15 protein-coding genes are annotated in these 25,655 nt (G+C 41.3%); 4 read left to right on the forward strand and 11 right to left on the reverse strand.

Annotated features, from left to right (window positions below):
- Positions 1–110 precede the first annotated feature (110 nt).
- Both GGQ60_RS05725 and GGQ60_RS05730 read right to left on the reverse strand, forming a co-directional pair.
- Positions 111–1,889 (reverse strand): heparinase II/III domain-containing protein, encoded by a 1,779-nt coding sequence (locus GGQ60_RS05725; protein WP_183760733.1) that lies wholly within the window; start codon positions 1,887–1,889, stop codon positions 111–113.
- Between the two features lie 136 nt (positions 1,890–2,025).
- The gene (locus GGQ60_RS05730) at positions 2,026–4,632 is read right to left on the reverse strand and encodes a DUF7133 domain-containing protein (protein ID WP_183760735.1); all 2,607 of its coding nucleotides are present in this window, start codon (positions 4,630–4,632) and stop codon (positions 2,026–2,028) included.
- A 467-nt stretch (positions 4,633–5,099) separates the two neighbouring features.
- On the opposite strand from GGQ60_RS05730, the gene GGQ60_RS05735 reads away from it, so the two are divergent.
- The 4 genes from GGQ60_RS05735 (at position 5,100) to GGQ60_RS05750 (ending at position 8,127) form a co-directional block, all read left to right on the forward strand.
- A complete protein-coding gene (locus GGQ60_RS05735) occupies positions 5,100–5,270 on the forward strand; it encodes a hypothetical protein (RefSeq protein ID WP_183760736.1) in 171 nt (56 codons plus the stop codon).
- Between the two features lie 442 nt (positions 5,271–5,712).
- Positions 5,713–6,300 (forward strand): GDSL-type esterase/lipase family protein, encoded by a 588-nt coding sequence (locus GGQ60_RS05740; protein ID WP_183760738.1) that lies wholly within the window; start codon positions 5,713–5,715, stop codon positions 6,298–6,300.
- A gap of 67 nt (positions 6,301–6,367) precedes the next feature.
- On the forward strand, positions 6,368–7,096 hold the full coding sequence (locus tag GGQ60_RS05745; protein WP_183760740.1) for an esterase family protein: 729 nt from the start codon (positions 6,368–6,370) through the stop codon (positions 7,094–7,096).
- Positions 7,097–7,344: 248 nt separating this feature from the next.
- The gene (locus GGQ60_RS05750) at positions 7,345–8,127 is read left to right on the forward strand and encodes an HAD-IIA family hydrolase (protein WP_183760742.1); all 783 of its coding nucleotides are present in this window, start codon (positions 7,345–7,347) and stop codon (positions 8,125–8,127) included.
- A 433-nt stretch (positions 8,128–8,560) separates the two neighbouring features.
- Here the strand turns inward: GGQ60_RS05750 and GGQ60_RS05755 are convergent, their stop codons facing one another.
- From GGQ60_RS05755 to GGQ60_RS05795, 9 genes are all read right to left on the reverse strand, one after another.
- A complete protein-coding gene (locus tag GGQ60_RS05755) occupies positions 8,561–10,063 on the reverse strand; it encodes an alpha-L-fucosidase (protein WP_183760744.1) in 1,503 nt (500 codons plus the stop codon).
- A gap of 16 nt (positions 10,064–10,079) precedes the next feature.
- A complete protein-coding gene (locus tag GGQ60_RS05760; protein ID WP_183760746.1) occupies positions 10,080–11,672 on the reverse strand; it encodes a beta-N-acetylhexosaminidase in 1,593 nt (530 codons plus the stop codon).
- Entirely contained in the window at positions 11,672–13,060 is a 1,389-nt protein-coding gene (locus tag GGQ60_RS05765) for an alpha-L-fucosidase (protein ID WP_183760748.1), read from the reverse strand. The genes GGQ60_RS05760 and GGQ60_RS05765 overlap by 1 nt, the downstream gene beginning before the upstream one ends.
- Positions 13,061–13,113: 53 nt before the next feature.
- On the reverse strand, positions 13,114–14,484 hold the full coding sequence (locus tag GGQ60_RS05770; RefSeq protein WP_183760750.1) for a M60 family metallopeptidase: 1,371 nt from the start codon (positions 14,482–14,484) through the stop codon (positions 13,114–13,116).
- Positions 14,485–14,490: 6 nt separating this feature from the next.
- Positions 14,491–15,930 (reverse strand): zinc metalloprotease, encoded by a 1,440-nt coding sequence (locus GGQ60_RS05775; RefSeq protein WP_183760752.1) that lies wholly within the window; start codon positions 15,928–15,930, stop codon positions 14,491–14,493.
- Between the two features lie 214 nt (positions 15,931–16,144).
- On the reverse strand, positions 16,145–17,935 hold the full coding sequence (locus tag GGQ60_RS05780) for a RagB/SusD family nutrient uptake outer membrane protein (RefSeq protein ID WP_183760754.1): 1,791 nt from the start codon (positions 17,933–17,935) through the stop codon (positions 16,145–16,147).
- Between the two features lie 17 nt (positions 17,936–17,952).
- The gene (locus GGQ60_RS05785; RefSeq protein ID WP_183760756.1) at positions 17,953–21,081 is read right to left on the reverse strand and encodes a SusC/RagA family TonB-linked outer membrane protein; all 3,129 of its coding nucleotides are present in this window, start codon (positions 21,079–21,081) and stop codon (positions 17,953–17,955) included.
- A 12-nt stretch (positions 21,082–21,093) separates the two neighbouring features.
- Positions 21,094–22,842 (reverse strand): RagB/SusD family nutrient uptake outer membrane protein, encoded by a 1,749-nt coding sequence (locus GGQ60_RS05790; RefSeq protein ID WP_183760758.1) that lies wholly within the window; start codon positions 22,840–22,842, stop codon positions 21,094–21,096.
- 11 nt (positions 22,843–22,853) lie between these two features.
- On the reverse strand, positions 22,854–25,568 hold the full coding sequence (locus tag GGQ60_RS05795; protein ID WP_183760760.1) for a SusC/RagA family TonB-linked outer membrane protein: 2,715 nt from the start codon (positions 25,566–25,568) through the stop codon (positions 22,854–22,856).
- Between the last annotated feature and the right edge of the window lie 87 nt (positions 25,569–25,655).

A 25,655-nucleotide genomic window follows, 5' to 3' on the forward strand; every position in this document is an offset into this window, starting at 1 on the left:
AATTGCCCGGTGATAACAATAAATATCGATCAGTATAATTTTTAAAAAGAATTATCAGTAAAATCAGGCCTTAGCACGCTGAGCTGAAATACATCAGCAATTATGCTTAGTTATTTTTTAGGCCAGCTGGCTATAGGTTTAGCAGATAAGTTTTTTTGTGGCAGATTTTCAGCATTCAGAAAAACAGATATGGCCTGTTTACTATCCGCTTTGAGTTGTACTTCGAATCCTACAATAGAGGTTCCCGGATTTTTGGCATCATAAGAGGTACCCGGGTCTGTTGACCAGGTTTTCAGTTTAACTGCGCTTTCGGTATCTACGTAGAGGTAACATTTTTTGTTTTTATAACTTAATTCGAGGGTATGCCCGTTAATAATTTGCACTGTTGCCGGTGTAACCATCGACCACCGGAGTGTAACATCCGCATTTCCTACCGTTATTTCATCCCTGATGAGCACCATAGTCTGATCAACCAGGGCTACACCCCGAATTGATTTTTTTAGTTTACCGGCATATAAGGTACTCAGATCGGCAACGGCGTTCATAAAATGGGGATCATCAGCATGACTGATAAAAGCAGCATCTCCCTGAACATTCTGCAGAGTGCTGTCAATTGAAAGGGTATTGTGTGCAAGATTATTATAACGGAATATTTTCCAGCGTTGCGAATTTTGTTTACTGTCCCAAAGGTTAATGCCTTTTGATTCGAGCGATTCGTAATCCTGCATCCCAAAATCCATTGCCCAGCGCACACCTTGCGATTCCATGATGAAAGACCCTGCATCCATATGACCATGACTAACAGATGGCGAACCACCTTTAAAACCTACAAAAGTAGCCAGCGGATCGGTCCACGAGCTTCGCATCAACGCAACCGGGTTCGGACCATTTCCGATCCAAAATTTAGCATTTTCTGGTTGAATGTTGTTAAGCGATAGTTTTGCACCCCAAATCATTGCTGATGGCAATAACCTATTCTTTAATGGCATTTGCTTATCAAGTTGTTTTTGGGTTATCCAGAGTAAAGCAGGATCGTTCAATTTTGATGCAAACCAAAAAAGTGCAGGATTAAATTCAGCATTGGTCCCGCAGTCAGAATAGTTAAAGGGTTTGCCCGTAGGCGCCATCATATTATCCAGATAATTAGCTGTTTTAAGAAAACCGGGCTGAGCACTTAAGCCAAAATCCTTATGAAAAATATTTTCCAATGCACTGATAAACATTACATTAAATGTAGTTCCGTATTCCCAGTACCCATAACCCTCCGGGTAAGCACCGTCGGGAGCATACTGTTTCATAGGCAGGGTTATGCTTTTTATTGCGCGGTTAAGAAGTTTGGCCGATAAGCTTGGATGTTCTTCAAAAGTAGCTATTGCCCCAAATGAAATGCCCGCATTGCATACCTGATTCCAGTTATTGGTAACCTTTAACCAATTATTGTATTTATTATCAGTTGAAGGCTGTATTCCTTTTTCGAGAATGGCAAGGGCAACTGTATTTCGGGTTGATTGGGATAAATCCTGATATAACCAATCGTAACCTATTGACAAAGCCATTGTCATTTCGCCCACATCAAGAAAATGACTGGGGTTCCAATCTTTAAAGCCAGATACAGCAATCAGTTCTTTTTCTGCCCTGGCAATATACTTTTTATCTTGGTTGAGCCTAAAAGCATAAGAGAGGTAATAAATCCTTTTAAGTGCTTCTCTCGATACATCCAGCAAACGTTTACCGATCATTACCCGTTCCAATACAGCTTTATTTAAAACATCATCTGCTCCTGATAATATGGCCTGATGGATTTGTTTAAACTTCAGATCGTGCTTTACATTTTCTAAAAGCTGTTTTTCAAGATCAGGACTTATCAATAACCTCGGATGTGAAGGCATTTTAAAAGTCGAATCAATTTCCTTGTTTTGCCCTACTGCAAGCGTGGGGCAAAACAAGGTTATACTGATCCATATGAGGGTGACAAGCTGATTTTTTTTAAGAAACTGTATCATACTTACCACATTTCATTAGAAACTATTTTTTCTGTTCAGATAAGAAAGAAACCAACGACGCCAGTTCTTCGTATGATAACGAATTGGCCAAACCTTCTGGCATCATCGAGTTTTCCATTTCTTTGCGCGATAAAATATCGCCTGTTTTAATCGTAAAAACTTCGCCGGCAATATTGCGCAGAACTACTTTAGCGGCAGTTTCTTCAGTAATAAAGCCCATATAGGTACGGTCGCCTTTTGCACTGATCATTACAGTAGCAAAACCCTGAGAGATTGAAGCACTAGGTTTTAAAATCGATTCAGCAATCTGTTCGCGGTTCATGATCGAACCGATCTGTCCCATAAACGGACCCTTCATTTTTTCGGTTTTACTTAAGCTGTGGCAGGCAATACATCCCTGGTTATTAAAGATATTTCTGCCTTTTAAAGGATCACCCTGTAATTTATTGATCGCTAAAAGCACATCTTCGATTGATGATTTACCAACCTGTCCCTTTTTGTTTTTAATTTTCTCCAAATCAATTTTGGGCTCTTCTACTGCAGCAACTTTTTCTTCTACGGTAAATTCGGGAATCTCCATCCTTTGACGGGAATTTAAATCAACATAAAATTGTTTTCCCTGGGCACCTGCTTTTGCAGCCTCTTCTTTCAAAAATTTCTCAATAGCAGGAGAACCTTCCCATGAAACGGCCTTGAAATAAGGGCCATGAGAGTCAGGGCGCGTGCCCCACCACCACGAGGCATCGTAAGCAATTTCTTTTTTATACAAACGCCCCAAAGTAACCAGGATCTGTTGTTTTAATTTCTCATCTGTTGATTGTTTGTAGCTGGCAATTAAACCATTAACTACTTTTTCATCATGCATGTAACGCAATGCCCAAAGTGCGAGGGTTGCGTTCTCAGTTTTAAGAGCAGCAAGTAGTGCATCAACGGCATTAAGCTCAACCAAAGCGCGTACTGCCAGGTGCGGCAAAATAATGGCTGCGTTTGGTGTGGCATGCGGTCCTTCTGTACCTTTTGCAGGGGCTACAAATGAAGCCGGAACCTTGGTCTGTAAAAGTGCATTGGCAACTTCCGGCCTGCCTAAACGGTTTAAACCAATAATCGCAGCAGCATGAACACGCGGTGAAGCATCTTTTAGTCCTTCTAAAAAAGGTTCAACAGGTACTTTAGCTATGTAGGTTTTACGGTCGGCAAGTGCTTTTAACGCAAACTCTTTTAACGCGCTATCTTTGGTAAATCCGATTAAAGTTTCAATGCCGTTTTCTTTGGTCAGCTGTGCATAAGTATAAAGGCCGGCAATACGTACGTCGAGTGCTAAACTTTGGTCGGCAGCAGTTTTTAAAGCCGCTTCGATTGCCTGTTTATTGTTCCGCGAAACCAGTTCCTGCGAGGCATTTAACCGCGCCACTGCGCTGTTCGATTTTAATAATTCTGCCAGTTTTTTAATGGAAAGCTCCTTCACATCCGGAAAAGCTTTATAAGTCCAGTTGTTTGGTACAGCGCGAACGATATAACCTTTATCCGGGCTTCCTGAATAACCTGCACCATCCCATGCTGAAAGGTAAAGCCTTCCTGATCCATCTACATCCAGATCGGTAATCTGCGCAAGTTTGATAAATTCTTCGTCTTTTTGCGTAAAAGTTGGCCCATCGGCTGTAACCCTGTGGATATAAAGCATGCTTCTGCCCCAATCGGCCATCATGGGTACATGGTTGTATTTTTCAGGCCAGTTTGGTTCATCCATAAATAAGGCACCTGTTCCCGACCCTCCACCTAAATCGGCAAGTGCCGGAATAATTTCATCGGTAAAATTCTGGAACAGAACCGGGTAGCCATATTCTCCTGATTGGATATGATGCGAAAAGCGTACGTTCCATCCCCCGCCATCGTTGGTATTTTCCCTGGTAAAAACATTCATGTATGGATCGATGGCTACATCATATACGTTACGCGTGCCGTGTGTAAATACCTCCATCTCCGTTCCATCAGGACGTACACGTAAAATACCGCCCCCTAACATGGTCAGTTTTTTACCCGAGCGGTCTACTGCATCATGAAAACCAAAATCTCCGACAGAAATGTAAATCCACCCGTCGATCCCCATCCTGATACCATTGGTGGCATGGTCGGTACCGCGCTCGCGGATATATTTTGCATTACTAATGTGTTCAATAAGGGGTTTTTCAGGACCATCGGCTTTTCCATCGCCATCTTTATCTTCGAAAACAACTAAATTCATGCCTGTGGCCTGCTTAGTTTCTTTTGAAAAAGTGGTATGTAATACAAATACCTGGCTTCCCTGTACAATGATTCCGCGGGGATTATCTACTTCAGCAAAATCGATATGCTGATCCATTTTACCATCATTGTCTTTATCAATGAGTTTAAGAATATGGCCTTTGCCGGGCTCTTTACCCAGCGAGCCGATCATATCAACACCTACATACACCTCACCTGTAGGGGCAACTGCCAAACAAGCAGGACTGGGCGTAACATCGGGACCTGCAAAGTTGGTTATGGTTAATTCTGATGGTGGTACAGGCTGTACCTTTGGTTCGTGAAAAAAGCTTTTTATTCCAAAAAAGAACAAAGCGAAAGAAATTAAGCTAAGAGAAAATTTGATCATTTGTGTGTTATTGTTTCTTGGTTGGTTGTGTCGGTAAACTTACAAAAAAATATAACTCTCCCAATGCCACAATTTTATGATGTTCTACCCAATTATTATCCAATTACTCCCCATTTTCATCAAATTCAAACAGACTACATGTTTTTAATCTGTCAATAGCATTACAATTCTCAATTTCAAATTAATTTTCGCTTAATTTTAAAGTAAAACCGCTTTACATACGTCTTCCAAACTAAAGCCCGATTTAAATTCAGCTTAGAACTGAAATGTAAACATTTCAGCACTCCAATCTTAAGTTATCAAGCTCTCAACCAATTAAAAAACAGATAAATGCACATAAAACATCATATAAAAGAGATAATTAAGCCATTTTATCACATTCTGGTAATTTATTTCTATAAAAAATTGATTCTAAGGAGATATTTTATTATATTTACTAAATCCAACATTCATTAAATCAGTACGTTATGAAAAATATTTTTTATTTCTTCCTGACTGCCCTGATCTCCTCCATTGCGTTGTTATTGACCAGGGATTCATTTGAGCCCGAATTGGTTTACAGCACTGTGGTGTTAATATGGATTCTGTACATTTGGTACCATGTTTATGCTGCTGATAAGAGGAATTACAGTGAGTAGTCTTTAACCTTTCAAAGTTTAAAATCCCAGCTTAAATAGTTGAGGACGGAAACCTTGCGAGTTTAAATGCCTATGACCGGTTAGCCCATTATTAGTTTCAATTTAGCTACATTAACTATTTCGACGATTAACTGGTTAGCAGTTTTCAATTAGCAGCTTGCAGTTAAGGAACCGCTCTGATATTTCCTTTATAATGGCGCAACAGCTAACGGTAATCAACTTCAATCTATTCCTCTATAACCATAAAAAAATCGGGGCATTAACTTTTGTTACCATCAGGGAGTTAACAAAATAGAGTTTAAACGATTGCTCTAAACAATTTGGCTATCAACGATGAACCAATGAACTAATGAACCAATGAACCCATAAACCAGCATCTGATAACATAAACTTAACCTGTAATACATTTCTTCACGAGGTATATCTTTTTATCTTTAACCGCATGTACTGGTACGAAGACGAAGTTAAACAATTGGAAAAAGCGCATCGCTTAAACCGGGAGCATCCGGGAGTTATTTTTTATGGCAGCTCATCTATCCGCTTATGGAACAGTCTCGAAGATGATTTTGATTATATGAAAGTAACTAATTTAGGTTTTGGCGGCGCTACATTAGCAGCATGTGTGTGGTTTTTTGAGCGGATCATGATCAGCTACAAGCCGAAGGCGCTGGTGGTGTATGCGGGCGATAACGACCTGGGAGATGGAAGAAATCCTGAGGAGATATTTATCTTTTTCCAGCAGTTGATGGTTAAAGTTAACCAGCAGTTTGGCGTACTGCCCTGTTATTTTATTTCCCTGAAACCCAGCATTACCCGTTGGCAAATGGCCGATCAGTTCAGGTATACCAATAACCTGATCGAAAGCGAAATTATTAAACGCGACGGCAATTGGAAGTTTATAGATATATTTAAAAAAATGCTCGATAAGGAAGGCCAGCCAAACCCGATACTTTACGACCATGACGGGCTGCATCTGAGCGAAGAAGGTTACCGTTTATGGACATCAATTGTTAAAGAAAAACTTGGTTAATCATTACGCTTAATTAATATTTCGATAACATGCATGCCTTAATTTTCCCCAAAAAGAATGGAAACCGATGAACAGGGAATATTATAAATGGTTCAGTCATCATCTTCAACGGGAAATGGAACTCCTGGTTTTCGGTCATGCCGGAAGAGCAGTTATCTTTTTTCCTACCAGAATGGCCAGATTTTACGATTACGAAAACTGGGGAATTATTGCTTCTTTAAGTGCACAGATTGAAAACGGGGAGCTTCAGGTCTTTTGTGTGGATAGCATAGATGGAGAGAGTTTTTATAACGAGGACGTATTTCCATCAGCAAGGATAGACCGGCACTTACAATATGAAAAATACCTGCTTGAAGAGGTATTATTGCTTATTTACGAGAAAAATCACGGCGATTATATAGAAACCGCTGGCTGCAGTATGGGCGCTTACCACGCCATAAACCTGGCCATGAAATACCCCTGGTTGTTTAAAAAAGCGGTTGGTATTAGTGGAAGATATGACCTTACAGACAATATAGGAGATTTTAAAGACCTGCTGAACGGATTTCATAGCGATGAGGTTTACTTTAATATGCCGGCCCAGTATATGGCTAACCTGAGCGACGACCGGTTGTTATCGGCAGTCAGGAATATGGAAATTATCCTTGCCGTGGGTGAAACTGATCCATTTTTAAAAGGAAACCAGCAACTGAGCAGCTTATTGTGGGAGAAAGGTATTCCCAACCAGTTCCATACCTGGAAAAGTAATGCGCACCGCCCCCATTACTGGCGAAAAATGGCACCTTTATATATCTGATTAGCTTTTATATAAACGCCTCAGTCAGGTTTTTCGGTTGCTACCGCAACAGGCACATCGTCTACCTGTTTTTCTGCTGAGCCTTCACGTTAATTAATTGCTTTATTTCCCTGAACCGTAGCTGGCTGCAATAAATAACCTTCAGGCACAGCGATAAGTTAGATTAAAACCGGGTGCCTGATACGTTATTTTAACATCGATTGAACAAGAAACAGTAAGTTTGCATAAAACAGATTAACCGTTAACATATGAAACAAGGATTATTAATAGATATGGATGGGGTGATTTATAGTGGAGAGGCGCTGATAACCGGAGCTGATAAATTTATTAAAAACCTGATCGACGAGGCCATTCCTTTTGCATTTATGACCAATAACAGCCAAAGAACCCCATTGGAAGTTGTCAGAAAATTAAAAGGACTGGGGATAAAGGTTGAAGAGAGCCACGTATACACCAGCGCTATGGCTACGGCTAAATTTCTTTCAGATCAAAGCCCGAAGGGTACTGCTTATGTGTTAGGAGAAGGTGGCTTACTCAGCAGTTTGCATGATTATGGTATTACGCTGGTAAATACAGATCCGGAATTTGTGGTATTGGGAGAAGGGAGAAATTTCACATTGGAAATGGTTCAAAGAGCAGTTGACATGATTCTTGCGGGAGCAAAATTTATCACTACAAACCGAGATCCTTCCCCTAAAAAACCGGGCTGGAATAACCTGGGTATTGCGGCCACCACAGCCATGATCGAAGAGGCAACCGGCAGAAAAGCATTTGTTACCGGTAAACCAAGCCCGGTGATGATGCGTTCGGCCCGTAAATTTTTGGGATTGGAAACCAGCGAAACGACCGTTATAGGCGATACCATGGAAACCGATATTCAGGGAGGTGTTCAAATGGGATATAAAACTATTTTAGTGCTTTCGGGCATATCAAGCAAGGATACCTTAGGCCATTATGCCTTTAAGCCCGATATGATTGCAAGTTCCGTGGACGAAATTAAATTTCCGTTGACCTGGTGGGAAGATAAGTAGTGTTGGATTTTCAAATTTAAATTGCTGTTTGATGTTGCCATCTGGTGTCAAAGTATGTTGAATTCTAAGCATCTCAGATAGCAATATCTCACACCACGAGCGTGGCTTCGAAATTTAAAAGCGTTGTTGATGATATCGAAAAAAGTTAAATTAAGATTGCGTAGAAACATCCATCGCTACGCAATCATTAATTAACCAAATAAATGCACTTACCAGGGTAAACATCAGGTAACCAGACTGATACATGGTAAAGATGATAATTCAGGGACTAATCCAGACCTGTAATTATCATGTTTTTGCATTTAAATCTTCAATCAAATCCAGTTTTATATTTCCCTGGCTAATTTTTCCATTTAGCAGGCAGTATGGTTTGATCACTTATAACAGTTTTTTCTATCACTACAGAAAAGAAGCAAATAGCTTTTCATTCAGCTTACATTTTAGCATCCATTAATTTTGCTACTTTTCCTTTTGGAGCTACCAATTTCATTTTAATCACAAAGGCCTTTTCGGGTTGGAAGTCTTTTGGCAGTGTTACATCGTAATAAGTATTTTTATCCAGATCCAATCCGATGTCTGATTGTTTTACTTCCAAACTTTTACCTGTAATTAAAAGTGTAGCCGTACCCGGAACCTGTGAGGCATTTTTAGGTACTGCAATGCGTATAATGCTATTTACCGGCCTGTTAAATACAGTTAGGTATAAATTATCATCTTTTTGTGTAAAATACCCCAATTTTGACGGTGGTAATACTGCATGCCGTACTCCATAAAGGGCTTCTGCATTCTGTTTTGTCCATTCGCCTATTTCCTTTGCGATTTTATCTTCTTCAGGATGCATGTTGCCATTGCCATCAGGGCCAAAGTTTATTACGAAATTGCCGTTCATTGATACCGAATGCATCAGCATATCCAATAAATCGTCGGTGGTTTTGGTATAAATTGCCGACCAATCTTTCATATATCCCCATCCATTCGGCGGAATAGTCATTACAGCATCCCAATCATTACCGTTTAGCCATTCGAACTCAGCGGGCAGTTTACGCTCCCAGCCCTGTTCATAATCGCCCAGGATATTCCCATTTGAATCGAAATGACGTGATCCATGCTCATCATTACGAAAACGCGACCCGATGATCAATCCAGGATGTTTCTCACGGAGTTCTTTTTCCAGGTTATAAGTAAATTCATAGGCACTTTTCCATGAAGCATCCCAGGTACCATCAAACCAGAAACCTTTAATTTTAGGGTAGTTATGCAGCTGTTCCAATAGCTGGTTACGGGTATATTGAAGAAATTTATCGAATTTCGCTTTTTCTTCGTCCGTCTTGGGCACTCTGCTCATGTAGTTTGGATTATTCCACTCCAGGATGGAAAAATACAGGTATACATCAATACCTTCGGCAGTGTAAGCATCTACAATCTGCTTTACGATATCTTTTTTATAGGGAGATGCCGCAATGTTATATTCAGAATATTTTGTAGGCCAGAGCGCAAAACCATCATGGTGTTTGGTGGTAAAAATAACATACCTGGCTCCCATCTCTTTTGCCTGTCTGGCCCAGCGTTTCGCATTGAAATTTTTAGGGTTAAACTGTTTATAAAGATTATCGTAGGTTTTGGTCCAGTCTTTCGGCGCGGTTGGTCCACCCCAAGATCGGATCCACTCAGAAGCCGCGGCACCTCCCCTTGCACTTACTCCATTCCATTCATTACCAGCGATGGAATATATTCCCCAATGAATAAACTGACCTAAACCATAACTTCGGAAAGCCTGCATATCTGCATCGGTACGATGAGGTGGTGTTAAGCTCCCGTATTTTACTTCAACCTCTTTGGCAGGTTGTTTTTTAGGCCCTGTCCACTGTGCATCCGCCTGGTTTACAGCAGCTGTGGTTGCAATGGCAAGCCATATATATTTTAGTTTATTTTTCATATTTAAATTTTGCGTGTTAGTCTTTATAGTTCAGTGGCTTCTTCTGTTTTACGGGAATTTCAGGATGCAACAATGTTTTTGAAGGGTCGTAATAATATAATCCCGCTTTGCTGTATAGCGCCAAATGCCCGGTTAAATTGGTACTGAACGTTTTAAAATCTTTCTTTTCCTGAGGTACCCAGGCCGCTTCGGCAAGGGCCGCAATCCTCGGAAAAAGCAGAAAATCCAGTCTGCGGTCATGATCTACTGTTTCTGTCCACAGATTGGCCTGAATACCTAAAATAAGTGACTTCTCTTGGTCATTTCTGGCATATGAGTAAGCATCGAAAGCGTAAACCTGCTGAATAGGATTGTATAATTTATTCCATTTACGGCCATACTGGTGTGTGCTATCCTGAACAAAATCGAAATACAGGGGCAAACGTGGGCATAAAACCGTATTATAGCCTTTACGTAATGCCGTTTGCAGTTGTTGGGGTTTTTCTTGTCGCCACCAGAACATAATGGTTTTATCTTTTGGAAGATCGGTATCGGCCATCTCATCCCAGAAAATGGCTTTTGCATGCAGCTGATACAATGAATCGGCCATGCGTTTTATAAAATAATGTTCTACTGCAGCGTTGTCTTGCAGGTTTTCTTGTTGACGGAGTTTTAATATATCTGGATTGGTATTCCACTTTTCATTGCCAAAACTCACTTCATCTCCCCCAAGATGAATGATTCCGGAAGGAAAAAGGATATTGGTTTCTTTTAAAATATTGGTTAGGTAAGTGTATGTTTTCTCTAAACCGGGATTAAAAGTAAATTCGGGGTGACCTGCCGACCCGCCGCCTGAATATTCAGGGTAGGCTTTGTTGGCTGCAGTAGCATGTCCGGGCATATCAATTTCAGGAATAACCTCGATGTAACGTTCTGCAGCATAAGCAATAATTTCCTTAATATCAGCTTGCGTATAAAACTGTGCAGGCAAATCGGGATTCAGGTAATCGCCAATTCCTCCAATCAGGGCCAGTTTGGGGTATTTTTTTATTTCTAAACGCCAGGCTGGCTCATCGGTCAAGTGCCAGTGAAAAGTATTGAGCTTGTAGAAAGCCATCCAGTTTAAGATGGATTTTACTTTTTCTTTACCAAAAAAATGACGCGATTCGTCCAGCATAAAACCCCGCCAACCGTATGCAGGGGCATCACTTATTTCGGCAACCGGAAGCTGATTGCTTTTACCGGTTAGCGCAAGTTGAAGTAGTGAAATTGCCCCATAAAAAATCCCTTTTGGATGATTACCTGAGATAATCACCTGATCGGGTTTAATGCTAACCTGGTAAGCATTCGGGTCGCTTTTTTTCTTTGTGGGTTTTAATACGAGCAGAATATTTGCTGAGCCGTTTTTTTGCTGGATGGTAATGCCCTTCTGGCGCAACAGTTCATACTGAAAGTAATGGGCAACTGCCTTTAATTGCTCGTCAGTGTAACCGATGGTAACTTTATTGTTCAATGTAAAAAGGCCCTTGCCGGCAACGAAACCTGCAGGCATAGGAATAATAGCTGCCTGCTGTTGTGCCTGCGCAGAAATATAAATAAACAATGTAAATAATGTATATAAAAACCTCATTAATTGGTTGTTATTTTTAAAACGTATATAGGGATTTGTTCTCCTTTTTTGAAATCTACTGGTAAATTCAAGTCAAGTTGCTGATCTGTTATTCTCCAACGAACCTGGTTTTTATTGCCTAATAATTCAATATCTTTAATGCTTAAGTTCTTTTTGTTGATCTGTTTGAGCGTTACTTCTCCTGTTTGCCAACTCCTTAAAAAAACATATACGGTTTTATCTTTTGCTGTATAATACACATCGGGTGTAATGTTTTTTGGGGTACCATCAAAAACAGCATCTTTAATGGTATTCTTACTTTCTTCTATCGGTATATTTTCTTTAACAATAGTCATATCTTCTTTAACCACCAACCATGGTTGGCTTTCGTAAATGGCTTCATGATTAACATCCATCCACTTACCAACAGCCTTGAGGCGTTCGGTAGCCCAATCAGGAAAATTTCCATCACCTTTAGGGCCAACGTTTAATAAAAGGTTACCTCCATTGGCAACCACTTCTACCAGGTGCCTCACTAATACTTCCGGCGATTTCCAAAGGCTATCGTGACGGTTGTAGCCCCAGTTCTGCCCAATGGTCAGGCATGATTCCCAGGCTTTTTTTGATGAGGGCGTTAAGGATTGTTCTGAAATGGAAAAATCGCCATATCCATTTCCAATCCGGTTGTTTACCAAACAATTGGGTTGTAATTTATTAACCAAAGCTTTAAGTTCTGCACTTTCTTTTTTACTGATGAGTTCGGGGGTATCGAACCACAATACACCAATAGGGCCGTAATGGGTTAATAATTCTGTAATCTGTGGTTTAACCTTTCTTTCGAAATAGCGGCTAAAAACCTTTGCATCTTCATTGGGGTAATCCCAGGTGTTGCTTCTGCCCGCTTTTACGGGCCAATTGGTGGGTACATCCGGGTCTTGCCAATCCCTGCCCAGGGAGTAATAAAGACAAAGGGTAATTTTGTATTTTTTACAGGCTTTAGCAAGTTCTGCTATAGGATCGCGTTTAAACAGGCTTCTTTTTACGATATTATAATCACTACTGGCTGAATTGTACATGGCAAATCCATCGTGATGTTTCGCTGTAAAAACAATGTACTTCATACCAGTTTCTTTGGCTTGCTTTACCCATCTGTCGGCGTCAAAATTAACAGGGTTAAACTGGCTGGCAATGGTTCCATATTCCTGCACTGGAATACGTTCGTAAAGCATAAAATGCTCACCGCCTTTTACTTTATGACCTTTCCAGTCGCCTGCAGTCTGGGCATACAATCCCCAATGTAGAAACAAGCCGAATTTATCAGCTTTAAACTGATCCAGCGGATTCGCTTGCGCAAACAAGTTTGCTGCCAGACCTATCATCAATAATGCAAACAAGTATTTTTTCTTCATTAACTTATATTTTACACTCCGGAAGCAATTTTCCGGAGTGTATTATTTTTAATTTAATCCCTCAGGGTTGTCAAATCAACTGCAGGTGCCGGTAAAGCCAGCGCTGCAATTTCATCATAAACTGATTGGGTTACCGGCAAACCCCATTTTTTAAAAAAATCGCTTAAATCGTTTCCACTAATTGTGCAGGCCTTTAACATAAAATAACGCATTTTAGCGGCATCGTTAGCTAACGATGGATTTTCGGTACGGGTTTGCTTATGAAGTGTAATATAAAAGCTGTCGCCGTATTTAAGCCATAACTGATAAAACATACCCAACCTGGTATCGTTAGCATTGGCCACTGTACCATTAAAGTTACGGTTAGCTTGAGCAATACTAAAATAATTATCCACCGAGGCCCATTTACCATCGCGGTTCATGCGCGAAGGTGTAACACCAAAATACCGTTCTGCAGCCAGCGAATATAGGTTTACAGTAACCTCTGTTAAGCCTGTCCAGGTCCACGGTGCTTGTTGATGAATATGCCCAACCTCATGCCATAAGCCCCAGCCCGAAACCCCGCTTATATTTGCATTTTGCAGTATGCGATAGGTTAAGGAACGGACATAAAAAATACCAATCCCTGCAGCCATATAGTCGCCTGAATTTGCAGGGTCTCTAACGGTAATCAGATATTTGTATGGTCCGGCGGTATGCAGGGATGTGGTCCCGTCAATACCACTGAATGCATCTTCTGCCTCAATAATCTGATCAATTTTATTACTTATAGCCTGCTGATCGTCGCTTTTATAGGTAATTGCATCATCCTTCCTTGCAACCACAATGGCACGGCTGGTTTCGATTATAACATCAGGCACATTACTCAGGCTATCGAGCATGGTAATCCAATCGGCATTTGAAGTAACATTTTTCTTAAAATAAGGTACAGGTTTAAAACCTTTACCGAAGCTAAGGCTTGCAGAAGCTGCCGGGGTAGCACTACTTACATATTTTACCCAGGCCATCCCGCCATATTGATCGGCTTTAATCTTATTTAAACCTACCTGTAAAGTATAATAGGTACGCACTGGCCTAATATTATCTCTAAAAGGTGTACCTAATACCAGCTGAGGCAAGCGGGTTCCGCTTGTTTGGGCAACCGTTACATAAATAGAATCGTTTGCAGCCACATAATATCCAGTAGGTAACATTTCGTTATGATTGGACTGAATGAGTCTGTTGGCTACAGCCTGGCTTCCTACGTTTTCGGTATAGGTCTGCGTAACAGGGGCAACCAAAGCTGATACTGGACCTGTTGCAGTAAGCTTATTTTTTAAACTTAAAGTATCGGCACTGTCAGCTGATTGATTTGCCTTTTTACAAGATAATACGGAGAGTGAAAAAGCAACGCTAACTAAGCCAATTTGATATAGATTTTTCATAACTATTTAGTTTATTGCGATTACTTTTATAGAGGATGCCTTATCGTTAAAGGTAGAAAGATATGAACTCGAAGAAGTTAATTCGATGCTGCTTCCGGTAAAGTTATCTCCATCATAAAGAATTACTTTCACTCCCAAACCTACATTAACGGATGAAACATCGTTATTGCTGATGCCACGGCTGATCAGATCGGCAGTTGTATACTGGCCTACCGGTAAGGATACCCCATAACCACCGTAACTTGCATTTTGGCAAAATTTAGCCGAACCGTTTGCGCCGATCTGTGGTACACCGTTCAAAAAGGAGAAGGTATAGGTTTGAGTAATTACGTTTCCATTTTTAAGCAAAAGTTTGGCTTTTAACTCATAAGGTTCATTATTTTTATAGTAAAGCTCGCTTAGTGGAATGCTTCCGGTTATGGTATTCCCTGTTCCAGGTGTAAACCTCCAGGTAACTGCATTATAATCTTTGTTCACCCCTGTACCTTCGTTATTCACGTTGGGATCCATATAAATCAAAATATCGCTCACATCTTTATTACTGGTAAAACTACCCGATAAATTAAAGGCCTGCGTGCTGCTATTAAAAGTGGCATTGGCATTAATGGTAGTTGTGGCACTTTCGTAAGGAATTTCTATTGGTAAAGGGTTTTGAAAAACCTCATTACGGTTTAAAATGGCCGCATCAACCTCGGTTAAAAAGGTAGGCTGACCTTTGCTAAAACTTACGTTTCCTGATCCCATTAAAGATGTGCCTAAGGTAGGTTCTTCAGAAGCATATTTTGCATGATCGTGTGGAAGATTTAAACCGTGCCCCAGTTCGTGCAGCATTCCACCCAGATAATTAGAGTTTGGATTAGGAATTTTATCAACTGCCATGTTTGCGTTATCCAATGCAAAGCAATTTTTACCCCAGCCATAAAATGGCTGACCGCCGCCATCGGTCCTTTGCGGCAATAAAATGAGCATGTGGGATGAATTCGAAAATTCTGATGCGTGTGTTGCTTTGTAAGTATTTATCTCATTTAGGATCTTACTTGCGGATATACTCGAATCATAGGGATAATCTGCCTGTGGTCCTGCAGCAGGAATCTCTATAAATTTAATGAGGTTGGTAGAATCGACCCTTGCTAAGCCTAAATACTTGTCGTACCCGTACCTTAACATTTCGGTATGGAACCAGTTTTGAAAATGTGTAAATAAGGTTGTTAATCTGGTTTTGTAATCAGGAAGTGCCGGGTTATCGGTAGGCACAAACATGACGATGTTTAAGTTTTTGGTATTGGTTACAAAGCTTGGAGTGGTGGTTGAACGAAGTGCTGATTTAGGTAATTTTGCCTGATCGGTTTCAGCTTCTGAAACCGGAGCTTTTTTACAGCTACTCATTAGAATGCCGCTCGAAATCGTTAAGAGCAAGGCAAAACAAAGTTGTTTTTTGTTTTTCATTGTTAGTGGTTTAAAGGTTTATGGTTAGTTGATTATTAGTTTAATGTTGATTGGTCATTCGTTCAATGATTGATAGTGATTGTTTAATTTTAATTCCTTAACTTCTTAATGGTCAAAACTGTAACAGGGGTAGCGGGAGATCTATCTAAACAGCTCTCTCCGCTCCACTGCGTTTCAGTTGAGATATCCGGCATGATTTATTCCTTACTCAATATTACCACCCCGGGTTCTGTAATAGCGTAGCCGATTTATCTATCTCCGTTTGGGGTATCGGTGCCAGGTATGCCCTTGGCTGCCAGTTAACCGATAAAGCCAGTTTTGTTCTGTCGTAGGTAAATGTTCCGTTAATTTCTTTTGAGATATAGGTTTGCATGATGTTTTTGCTTTCGGTTACTTCTGCGGTGCGCCAACGGCGGGTATCATACCAAAAATGGCCTTCAGCGAAAAACTCCGCAACCGATTCTTTTTGAAGCAGTGTTCTGAATGCAGTTTGCGATATGCCCGAAACAATACCGTAACGGTTATCAGATCCGGCTGTGATCCCTGCACGTTTTCTGATCTTAACCAGCCATGAAACAGCCTGCTCTGTTTGCCCCAGTTCGTTCAATGCCTCAGCATATCCCATATACATTTCGGCGAGGCGGATAACCGGCAAACATCTTTCTATACTGGCCGATGTACCGGTCGAATCGTTAGCCATTTTTCTCGAGTAGTAACCTGTTTTGGTATAATAGGCCTGTATCCCATCGGCTGCTAATGCATTGGTCGATTTGTTAAAATAAATGTCAACCGGAACCAAGGTAGTACCCGATCCACTTTTCCATAAAGGTGCCTGGTTATAAATAATAGAAAAGTAAAAACGTGGATCACGGTTTACATAAGGATTATTGGGATTATAACCCGAAGCCGGATCATCAATGGCTTTGCCCTCTTTTGTGCCAAAATTTTCTACAGCAGATTCGGTCGGGTTGCAGAACGTATAAGTGGTAGACTGGCGGCTTCTCGGAAAACGGTAAGATTCGAAATTTGTTCCACCCAAAAAACTCACTGCTCCAGACGATACCACAAAAGGAGTAATTACCTCAGTATTTTTTCTGCCTTTGATAAACATTTTCCAAAAACCGTGTCCGGGGCGGGTTACATTATCCTCTACCAATGCATAATCCGGAAGGTCTATTACGGCTTTAAGGGCGTCAGCAGCTTTCTGCCAAAGTGTGGCATTGTAGCTTACAGAATAGGTAATATAAGGCAATAATGCAGCGTCAGTACTATGCGATTTCCCATTAAATAATGGGCTTGCAGCTGTTAATAACACCCTCGCCTTTAAAGCAAGTGCGGCACCTTTGGTAGCATGTCCGTATTCGGCAGGTTCCTGTGCTAAGGCATTGGGTAAACCTTTTGCAGCTTCGTCCAGTTCAGCAACGGCATAATCAACACATTCTTTATAGGTATTGCGCTTGGATACTAAAATATCTTCGGCATTGAGCGGAGCATCGGGCATTAGCTGTACTCCGCCATAAAAACGGATCAAACCGATGTAAAAGAAAGCCCTGAGGTAACGCGCTTCAGCAATTAACCTGTTCTTTCGTACTGCTGATATTGGCGTTTTACCAATATTCTGCAAAAAGAGAGAGGCCTGCCTGATTTTTCTGTAATAAGTGGTCCAATAATTATTAAGTGAGTAATTTGCAGCCGTATAGGTACCCTGGATTACGCCCGTTTGTGGCGTACTGTAATAACTTAAAGCTAGGCTTGTCTGTTCGTCAAAACAGGCCCAATCATTTCCATTCGGACTGGTAATGTAACCTGCACGCTGTAAAACAATATCCTGCCCGGTATAAGCATACATATCATTTACAAAACCAATGGTAAGCGCACTATCAGCAAAAACCTTGTCCTCGGTTAAAGTTTCTGTTTTCCTATCCAAAAAACTAGATTTTTTACATGCCGCCAGACTAATAAGCCCTACTGCGATGATATTGATGATATAATGTTTTCTTCTCATTTCTTTGTCTTTTTGAATTATAACCCAAACTGGATCCCAAAATTGAATATGCTCTGCTGAGGATATTCGTTCACATCGCCAAGATTTGTGGTACTGGCTGTTCCGGTAACCGACTCGGGATCGATAAATACAGGCAATGCGGTGTAAAGCAAACCAAGGTTGTAGCCATTGGCATATACCCTGATGTTATTCATATGCAGCTTTTTAGCAAATGTGGTGGGTAATCGGTACCCGATTTCTACGTTTTTCCACCGGATATAATCGCCTCGTTTTGTCCAGTAAGTAGAAAACACACCGTTTTGAGAACCACTTCCGGCCAATACCGGAAAAGTGGCATCCTGACGGGTGATTGGTGTCCAGCGGCCCAGGTTATAAGGGATCGACTGGTTCTCGGGACGGCTATAACCGATTACCCCACGATTGATATTGATGAAATATTTAAATGAACTTTGAAATAAGGTGCTGAAATCGAAGTTTTTGTAAGAGAAACCAAAACTTAAACCAGCAATGTATTCGGGCTGATTAGTACCAATGTACCCTAAATCATACTGATCAATAATGCCATCGCCGTTTAAATCAACCAGTTTAACACCTCCAAGTGATAAATTGCTTAATGGTGTGGCAGTAATTAACTTTGGGCTATTATATAAATCGGACAATGATTGGTAAAGCCCTGCGTCCTGATAAGCGAACAATGCGCCCACCGGTTTTCCGGTTAAACCTAGCCAAGGATAGCGCACGGCACCTTCGTCTCTGAAAATTACTTTATTTTCTGAATGACTGATTTGCGCATTAACAAAATAAGAAAGTTTGTTCGAGAACAGGTTATCTTTATAGGTTAACTCTACCTCGTAACCCTTATTGTCAACAATGCCCAGGTTAACATAAGGCAGCGATGCGCCGAATGCGGCGGCAACAGACGCACGCTGTGTTAAAATGTCTTCACGGCGTTTCTTGTAAAAATCTACATTTAAACCTAATCTGCCCTTAAACATCCTCAGTTCCAATCCAATATTGGCATCGCGCTGGGTTTCCCAGGTAATTTCGGTATTGGCCAATGTAGGTTCAATTAAACCGCTATAGGTAGTATTGCCTGTTTCTCCAAAAATATAGCCCTTACCGCTTCCACCTACATAAGTTTTCTCGTACGAGTATACAGAAGATCCGATCCCATCGTTACCTACCATACCATAAGATCCCCTTAATTTTAAATTATCGATAAAGTTGATATTGTTTTTAAAAAAGGGTTCTTCACTGATGTTATAAGCCACACTTACAGCAGGAAAAAACTGGTATTTCTTACTCGATTGGAATTTATCAGACCCATTATAGGCACCCTTAAAATCGAGCAGGTATTTTTGTTTGTAATTATAGCTCAATGAGGTAACAATGCCCCTTACGTTATATGGATCGTAGGCAATGGCACTCGTTTCTTCAGTTTTTGTAGTCTGGTTAAGCAATACAAAAGCATTTACATTATGGTTGTCAAAACTTCTGTTGTATTTTAATGAGGCCTGTAGGTTGGTTAAACGGTTAGATCCCGTATAACCGCCACTCCTTGTTAACTTGCCCAAACGGTAAAGGTTATTTACCACTGGTTGGTAACTGCTGGTATTGGCATCATAATAATAAGTAGGAATTTCTGATGAGCTCCTTTTTAACGAACGGTTAAAGCTGTAATCGCTGGCGTAGGATAATAACAGGTTTGCGGTTAACCCTTGTGTAATAAAATTCAGTTTCTGATCTACCTGTGTTACAAAACCAAGATTATTGGTGTAATCGCGGCTATAGCCCGACCACCTTAAATTGGCAATTGGGTTGATTTTTGTAGATCCGCTGGTGGAACCGCCGTAAGTACCATTGGCATTATAAGCCGGATAACCGAAAGCAGAAAGTTGCCCGTTCCACAAATACTGCAGGGTTGGTGCGCCACCGTTTCCCGGCGAATCATTGGGCGAATTGGTTACGCCAAACCTACCGGATAAATCGAAGCGGATATGCAGGGTTTTATTAGGATCCAAATCTACGTTAGAACGGAAATTGTACCGATCGAACTGATAGTCGCCATTATAACCTTCATCTTTGGTAAAATCTTTATACATCCCGCCCTGGCTGAAATAACCAAGTGAAACAAAGTATTTTGTTTTTTGTGTACCGCCGCTGATATCGAAATTGCTCCGGTTCTGCATACTGAATTTTTTGGTCAGCTCATCCCACCAGTCTACAAACGGATAATTGTATGGGTCATCCTGCAGGCGGTAATGCTCCAGGTTATTTCCCGCAAAGAACTTAGGATATTGCGAAACCGGATCCATGTACTGCTCCGTGGTATACTCATTCAGCATCTTAAGTGTCGTATAACCATCGTTGGTTTTAAAATTAACAGCCGAGCGCGTTAAACCGGTTTCCTGCCTGAAGGTTAGTTGGGGCTTGCCTGATTCTCCCCTGCGCGTACGAACCACCACAACCCCGTTGGCTCCACGTACGCCGTAAACAGCGGTTGTAGAAGCGTCTTTTAAAATGGTTAAACTTTCAATCTCATTCTGATCGAGCATGTTGATCTGATCGGCAGTTACCTCAATATCATCTACAATAATCAAGGGTGTGGTAGTTCCCTGGTAAGTGCTGATCCCACGGATCTGAAAAGCTGCACCATCTTTACCAGGCTGACCACTTCTTTGCTGCGAGAAAAAACCAGGCAAGCGTCCTGCCAATGAGTTTTGGATACTTGCGGTAGGACTTTGTCTTATTTCCCTGCCCGAAATAGAACTCACCGCACCAGTATTGGTAATTTTCTTGGCTTTTTCGCCGAAACCCAAAACCACTACTTCTTCCAGTCCCTTGGCATCTTCTTCAAGGGTAATGTTGATGCTGGTTCTGTTACCTGTGCCAATTTCCCTGGTCAGATAACCTACAGATTTAACGATTAATACACCACTGGTACTTTTTAATTTAAGCGTAAACTTACCGTCCTGATCGGAAGTGGTACCGTTGGCGGTGGCTTCCTTTTCGTAAATACTGGCGCCGGGTATCGGGCCGCGGTTATCGGAAATTATACCCGAAACCGTTTTTCCTACCTGCCCATAAACGGTTTGCACCAAAAGGGCAGATAATAATATGATATATGTTAAAATTTTTTTCATCATGTTGTTGATTAGCTACCAGTTTGGATTTTGAACCATATTGCTATTGGATGCCATTTCTTTAAATGGTATCGGGTAGTGGTACATTTTGGCCGCTTCGAACTTAGTGGGTGCTGCCGTTACAATAGAATAGGTCACCGTGTTGCCGTTTAGCGTACCTTTAATACCATGTAAAGTGCCGTTGAATACATTTTCGGCAATTTTCCAGCGGCGGATATCCCAGAAACGCTGTTCTTCGAAAGCCATTTCAACTCTGCGTTCGTGGCGGATACGTTCGCGCATCTGCTGTTGGTTAAGTCCTGTTGGTAAAGCAGGCATGTTTACCCTCGCCCTGATGGCATTGATGCTTTTATATACATCAGCATCTGGACCTACAGCCTCGTTTTGGGCCTCAGCAAAGTTGAGGAGGATTTCCGCATACCTGAAAATCGGAAAATTGTGGTTCTGTGCAGTATAGGAACTCTCGCTGGTGGTACCCGTCATAAATTTACGCAGGTAGTAACCTGTCCTGGTTTCGTCTGACACGGCATTTCCATATCCTTTCGGCCTGTCTTTACCCCCATCGTAAGTTTGAACATTGCGGTTAAGCCAGAATAAGCCATCAAATGAAACTGTTCCGGCCAAACGTGGGTCGCGGTTATAGTACGGCGCTGTGAGCGTATATCCTGAGCCCGATTCCTGAATGGCTTTACCGGCAAAAGTCTCAAACTCATCAACCAATTCCTGCGTTGGGTTAGTGAGGCCCAAACCCTGGCGGGTGTAGCCTACAGGTTCATTGTTCTGCTCTACATCTGTAGTAGTGGCCCTCAGGTAAGGAAGAATAATCTCAGCATTATACCTTGAAGAAAACACATTTAAAAATTTATTTACCCCTGCTACATAATTGGTTAAGGATGCTGCCGGCGCCAGCGCACTCATATTGCTTGTTGTATAATGTGCTGTTGCCGTTGAAGTTGATAAACCATAAACAAATTTACCTGTAGTTACACTATCCATTAAGGCTTTGGAGGCCAAAGCGGCCGCAGTCCATTTTGAAGCATCATTACTGGTATTATTTAGCGGACTGGCCGCATACAACAACAACCTCGATTTTAAGGCCATGGCGGCGCCCCGTGTAAACCGTCCGAAATAAATGGTCGTATAGCCACTGGTTGCATTTGGGCTCAACAAGTCAGGCATTGCAGCATCAAGTTCGGATAGAATATAGTTTACGCAGTCCTGATAGTTGTTGCGTGGCAGGTTTACCTGGTCATTCAATTCGAAAACCTTATTGCCGATTAAGGGTATACCGCCCCAGCGTTTAAGCAGTTCGAAATAAAACATGGCCCTCAAGGCACGTGCCTCTGCCTTAAAACGCTTTTTAAACCCTGCGGTCTTTATGGGCACCTGGTCGATGTTTGCGAGGAAAATATTCACCTTTCTGATGCCCGCATAATTGGCATCCCAGGTATTATCTGGCAAGGCCACCTGGTTAAAGGCACCGTTTGAATAAAACTGCACCTGTGCGGAGGTTGAAGACGGAATGGCATCATCTGTACCCGCATCAAGCATATTGGACGATACCCGGTTGAAACCATTTGGCAGACTCGAATAGGTATTATTGAGGAAAGCCTCGGCATAAACACCAAGCGAATCGGTCGGATCAAATACAAGATCTTTATTGGCATTTTCCAAAGGTCCATCCTCGATCATTTTTTTACATCCGCTGGCAAACAGAATGGCCAACAGAACATACATTAGGGTAATTTTATTAAAATTCTTCATCTTGGATACGCTTATAATTTAAGTGATAAACCACCATTGATAATCCGGTAGTTGGCAAAGCCTGATAAGCCGGTCTCGGGATCGAAATAATCGAGTTTGCTCCAGGTAAGGAGGTTATAACCATTCACAAAAAACCGCAGGTTGCTGATTTTAACTTTCGCCAGTAGCTTTACCGGCACAGTATAACCTATCTCTACGTTTTTGAGGCGTATATAGTCGGCTCTCCTGTACCAAAAACTCGAAGTTTGGGTGTTGTACGTATTGTTGCCAAGTGTTAAACGTGGCAGTGTTGCATTTACCGGGTTTTGTGGTGTCCAGCGGTTTTCTGTAGTATAGTCAAGTACATAACCATAACCGTTGCTGAAAGCCAGCATTGAAGAAGGGTTATAATAGATTTCCCTTGGTAACCTGCCCTCAACCAATGCATTAAAATCAAAACCTTTATAGGCAAAACCGAAGTTTAATCCAAAAATAAAGAGCGGACGGGTATTAAGTGCTTTAGTGTCCAAAAAGTTGATTACCCCATCGTTGTTCAGGTCTTTGTACTTAATATCTCCAGGACTTGGGGTATAACCGGGTATGTTGGCTGTTTTACTGATATCTTCGCCTACCTGGTAGAATCCGATGGCTTCATAACCAAATGTGGTAGAAGGTTGGCCTGCGCGGTACATCCATTGGTAAGGATAATTACCTTCCTGTAAACTGATCACCTTATTTTTAGCGTAGGTAAAATTACCTTTAACGAAGTATGAAAAGTCTTTACCGTGATCGGCGAACTGAGCGGTTGCCTCTATCCCATTGTAACGGCTGCTTCCGCCGTTTACAGTTGGATAACTCTGCCCGATAATGCCCGAAGCATAGCCGTTTGCAGGTGTAATCAACTCATCCGTATATTTATTATTATAATAGTTAACTTCTACATTTAAGCGTTTCTTTAAGAACTGTGCTTCAATTCCGGCATCAAGTTTTAAAGCTTTTTCCCAGGTGATGTTGGGGTTTTTAAGGGCATTTTCCAAACTTCCTGAAACCGCAGTAGCCGTAGCGCCGAAGTTATAACCGGTTGATCCGATGGTATAATTTTGTAGATAAGTATAGTAATTCCCCGGATCGGCCCAGGCGGTCTGACCAATGCTTCCGCGTATTTTCAGGAAATTAACTACTTTACTGTTAAACCAATCTTCTTTAGACAGCACCCATCCTAAACCAGCCGAAGGTAAAAAGCCCCATCTTTTGCCCGGCACATAACGGTTGAATCCGCTATAAACCATCGAAACTTCAGCAAGGTATTTCTGATCAAAATCGTAATTGGCGCTAACACCAGCATTCTGATAAATCTGGTTAAGTTGGGTATAAGAATCGATCAGGTTGGTGAGGTTAAAGGTACCCAGCACATTCAAAGTGCTTTTTCCAAAGCTTCTGTCGTAACCCAACAATCCATTAACAAAGGTCTGTTTATTCTGCGTGCCCAAGGTTGGCGTACCGCTGTTAGCGATAATGGTACCATCGCTACCCACCTTAGTATAACTGGTACCTGTGCCAGTGGTGTTGGGATAATAAATGGCAAAAGTTTTACTACGCGAAATGGTTTGCAGGTAATAATTATTTATCGATAGCAACCCTTTTGCCCATAATCCTTTGGTTAGGTCATCCAGCTTAAATTTTAAACTTACATCGGCGTTTAAAGAGCGTTCATTAAAGCTATTATATCCTGAACTGATGGTACTGGCTAAAATGTTATTGCTGTACTGACTGCTTCCACCATAACTTCCATCAGCATTTCTTGCAGGATAGCCAAGCGGCGAAGTCTGAAAAATGCTGTTCATAATGTTCGAAGCAAGACTGCCAGGCTCATTACTGTTTTCTATTGAAGCAAAAATGTTCAGCCCCAGCTGGATGTTATCATTAAAATCGATCTGTGCATTGGTCCTTAAGTTATAACGTTTATAATAATTGGTCGTTTCGTAGGCATTATCCGGACCTGAAATAAAGTTTCCATCCTGGTTAAAATGCTCTACCGAGGTATAATAACGGTAGTTTTTCCCATTTCCAGCTGCGTTGATGGCATAACGCTGCTGTGCGGTATTCTTTTTATAAATGCTATTGTACCAATCGTTATTGGGCTGTAAAAATGGATTATTGGTGCCGTTTTTATAAGCAGCAATTACATCAGCAGAATAGGTTGGCACAGCGCCAGGAAAAGTATTCTGTTGCGCTTCATTATACAGCTCGGCATAATTCCCCCCGGTAATAAAGTTCGGCCTTTTAAACTGATTCAGCACGCCATTCTGTACCGAAAAGTTCAGTTCGAAAGGTTTATCAAGTGATTTGTCTTTTGTGGTGATGTAAACGATTCCGTTAGACGATCTTAAACCATACATATTGGTTGAAACCGCATCTTTTAATACCGTGATGCTTTTGATATCATCTAAATTGAAACTCGTGAACGAACGCACAACTCCATCTACCACAATTAGTGGCGACTGACCGCGAAGCGTAAAAGAAGAAACATCGAAGAGCGGACCGGTTCGTCCGGAACTCCTGTTACTGTATAAACCAGGAATTCTTCCTGAAATAGCATTGGTAACGTCGGATACCGGAGTAGTATTTACATCCTCACTGTAAATGGTGGTTGTACCGGCAACATTGCGGAGTTTCGAAATCGTTTTAAACCATTGGTCTATATGTCTGTCCTGAACAGGCAGTTTTGCCATCACAGAATCCTTCATCAACGAGTCATTTTTTCTTTGGGCATACAACATATTATTGCCTAGTGCAAAAAGGAAACAACATATCCAAAGTGTTCTAAAACCCTT

This window comes from Pedobacter zeae (assembly GCF_014196715.1).
GTDB classification, from domain to species: domain Bacteria; phylum Bacteroidota; class Bacteroidia; order Sphingobacteriales; family Sphingobacteriaceae; genus Pedobacter; species Pedobacter zeae.

Excerpts from the sequence above, each read along its gene's own strand:
- GGQ60_RS05740 (WP_183760738.1), top strand. The coding sequence starts at position 5,713 with ATGTACTGGTACGAAGACGAAGTTAAACAATTGGAAAAAGCGCATCGC.
- GGQ60_RS05730 (WP_183760735.1), bottom strand. The coding sequence starts at position 4,632 with ATGATCAAATTTTCTCTTAGCTTAATTTCTTTCGCTTTGTTCTTTTTT.
- GGQ60_RS05760 (WP_183760746.1), bottom strand. The coding sequence starts at position 11,672 with ATGAGGTTTTTATATACATTATTTACATTGTTTATTTATATTTCTGCG.
- GGQ60_RS05770 (WP_183760750.1), bottom strand. The coding sequence starts at position 14,484 with ATGAAAAATCTATATCAAATTGGCTTAGTTAGCGTTGCTTTTTCACTC.
- GGQ60_RS05795 (WP_183760760.1), bottom strand. The coding sequence starts at position 25,568 with ATGAAGGATTCTGTGATGGCAAAACTGCCTGTTCAGGACAGACATATA.
- GGQ60_RS05775 (WP_183760752.1), bottom strand. The coding sequence starts at position 15,930 with ATGAAAAACAAAAAACAACTTTGTTTTGCCTTGCTCTTAACGATTTCG.
- GGQ60_RS05765 (WP_183760748.1), bottom strand. The coding sequence starts at position 13,060 with ATGAAGAAAAAATACTTGTTTGCATTATTGATGATAGGTCTGGCAGCA.
- GGQ60_RS05745 (WP_183760740.1), top strand. The coding sequence starts at position 6,368 with ATGAACAGGGAATATTATAAATGGTTCAGTCATCATCTTCAACGGGAA.
- GGQ60_RS05735 (WP_183760736.1), top strand. The coding sequence starts at position 5,100 with ATGAAAAATATTTTTTATTTCTTCCTGACTGCCCTGATCTCCTCCATT.
- GGQ60_RS05790 (WP_183760758.1), bottom strand. The coding sequence starts at position 22,842 with ATGAAGAATTTTAATAAAATTACCCTAATGTATGTTCTGTTGGCCATT.
- GGQ60_RS05780 (WP_183760754.1), bottom strand. The coding sequence starts at position 17,935 with ATGAGAAGAAAACATTATATCATCAATATCATCGCAGTAGGGCTTATT.
- GGQ60_RS05755 (WP_183760744.1), bottom strand. The coding sequence starts at position 10,063 with ATGAAAAATAAACTAAAATATATATGGCTTGCCATTGCAACCACAGCT.
- GGQ60_RS05725 (WP_183760733.1), bottom strand. The coding sequence starts at position 1,889 with ATGCCTTCACATCCGAGGTTATTGATAAGTCCTGATCTTGAAAAACAG.
- GGQ60_RS05750 (WP_183760742.1), top strand. The coding sequence starts at position 7,345 with ATGAAACAAGGATTATTAATAGATATGGATGGGGTGATTTATAGTGGA.
- GGQ60_RS05785 (WP_183760756.1), bottom strand. The coding sequence starts at position 21,081 with ATGATGAAAAAAATTTTAACATATATCATATTATTATCTGCCCTTTTG.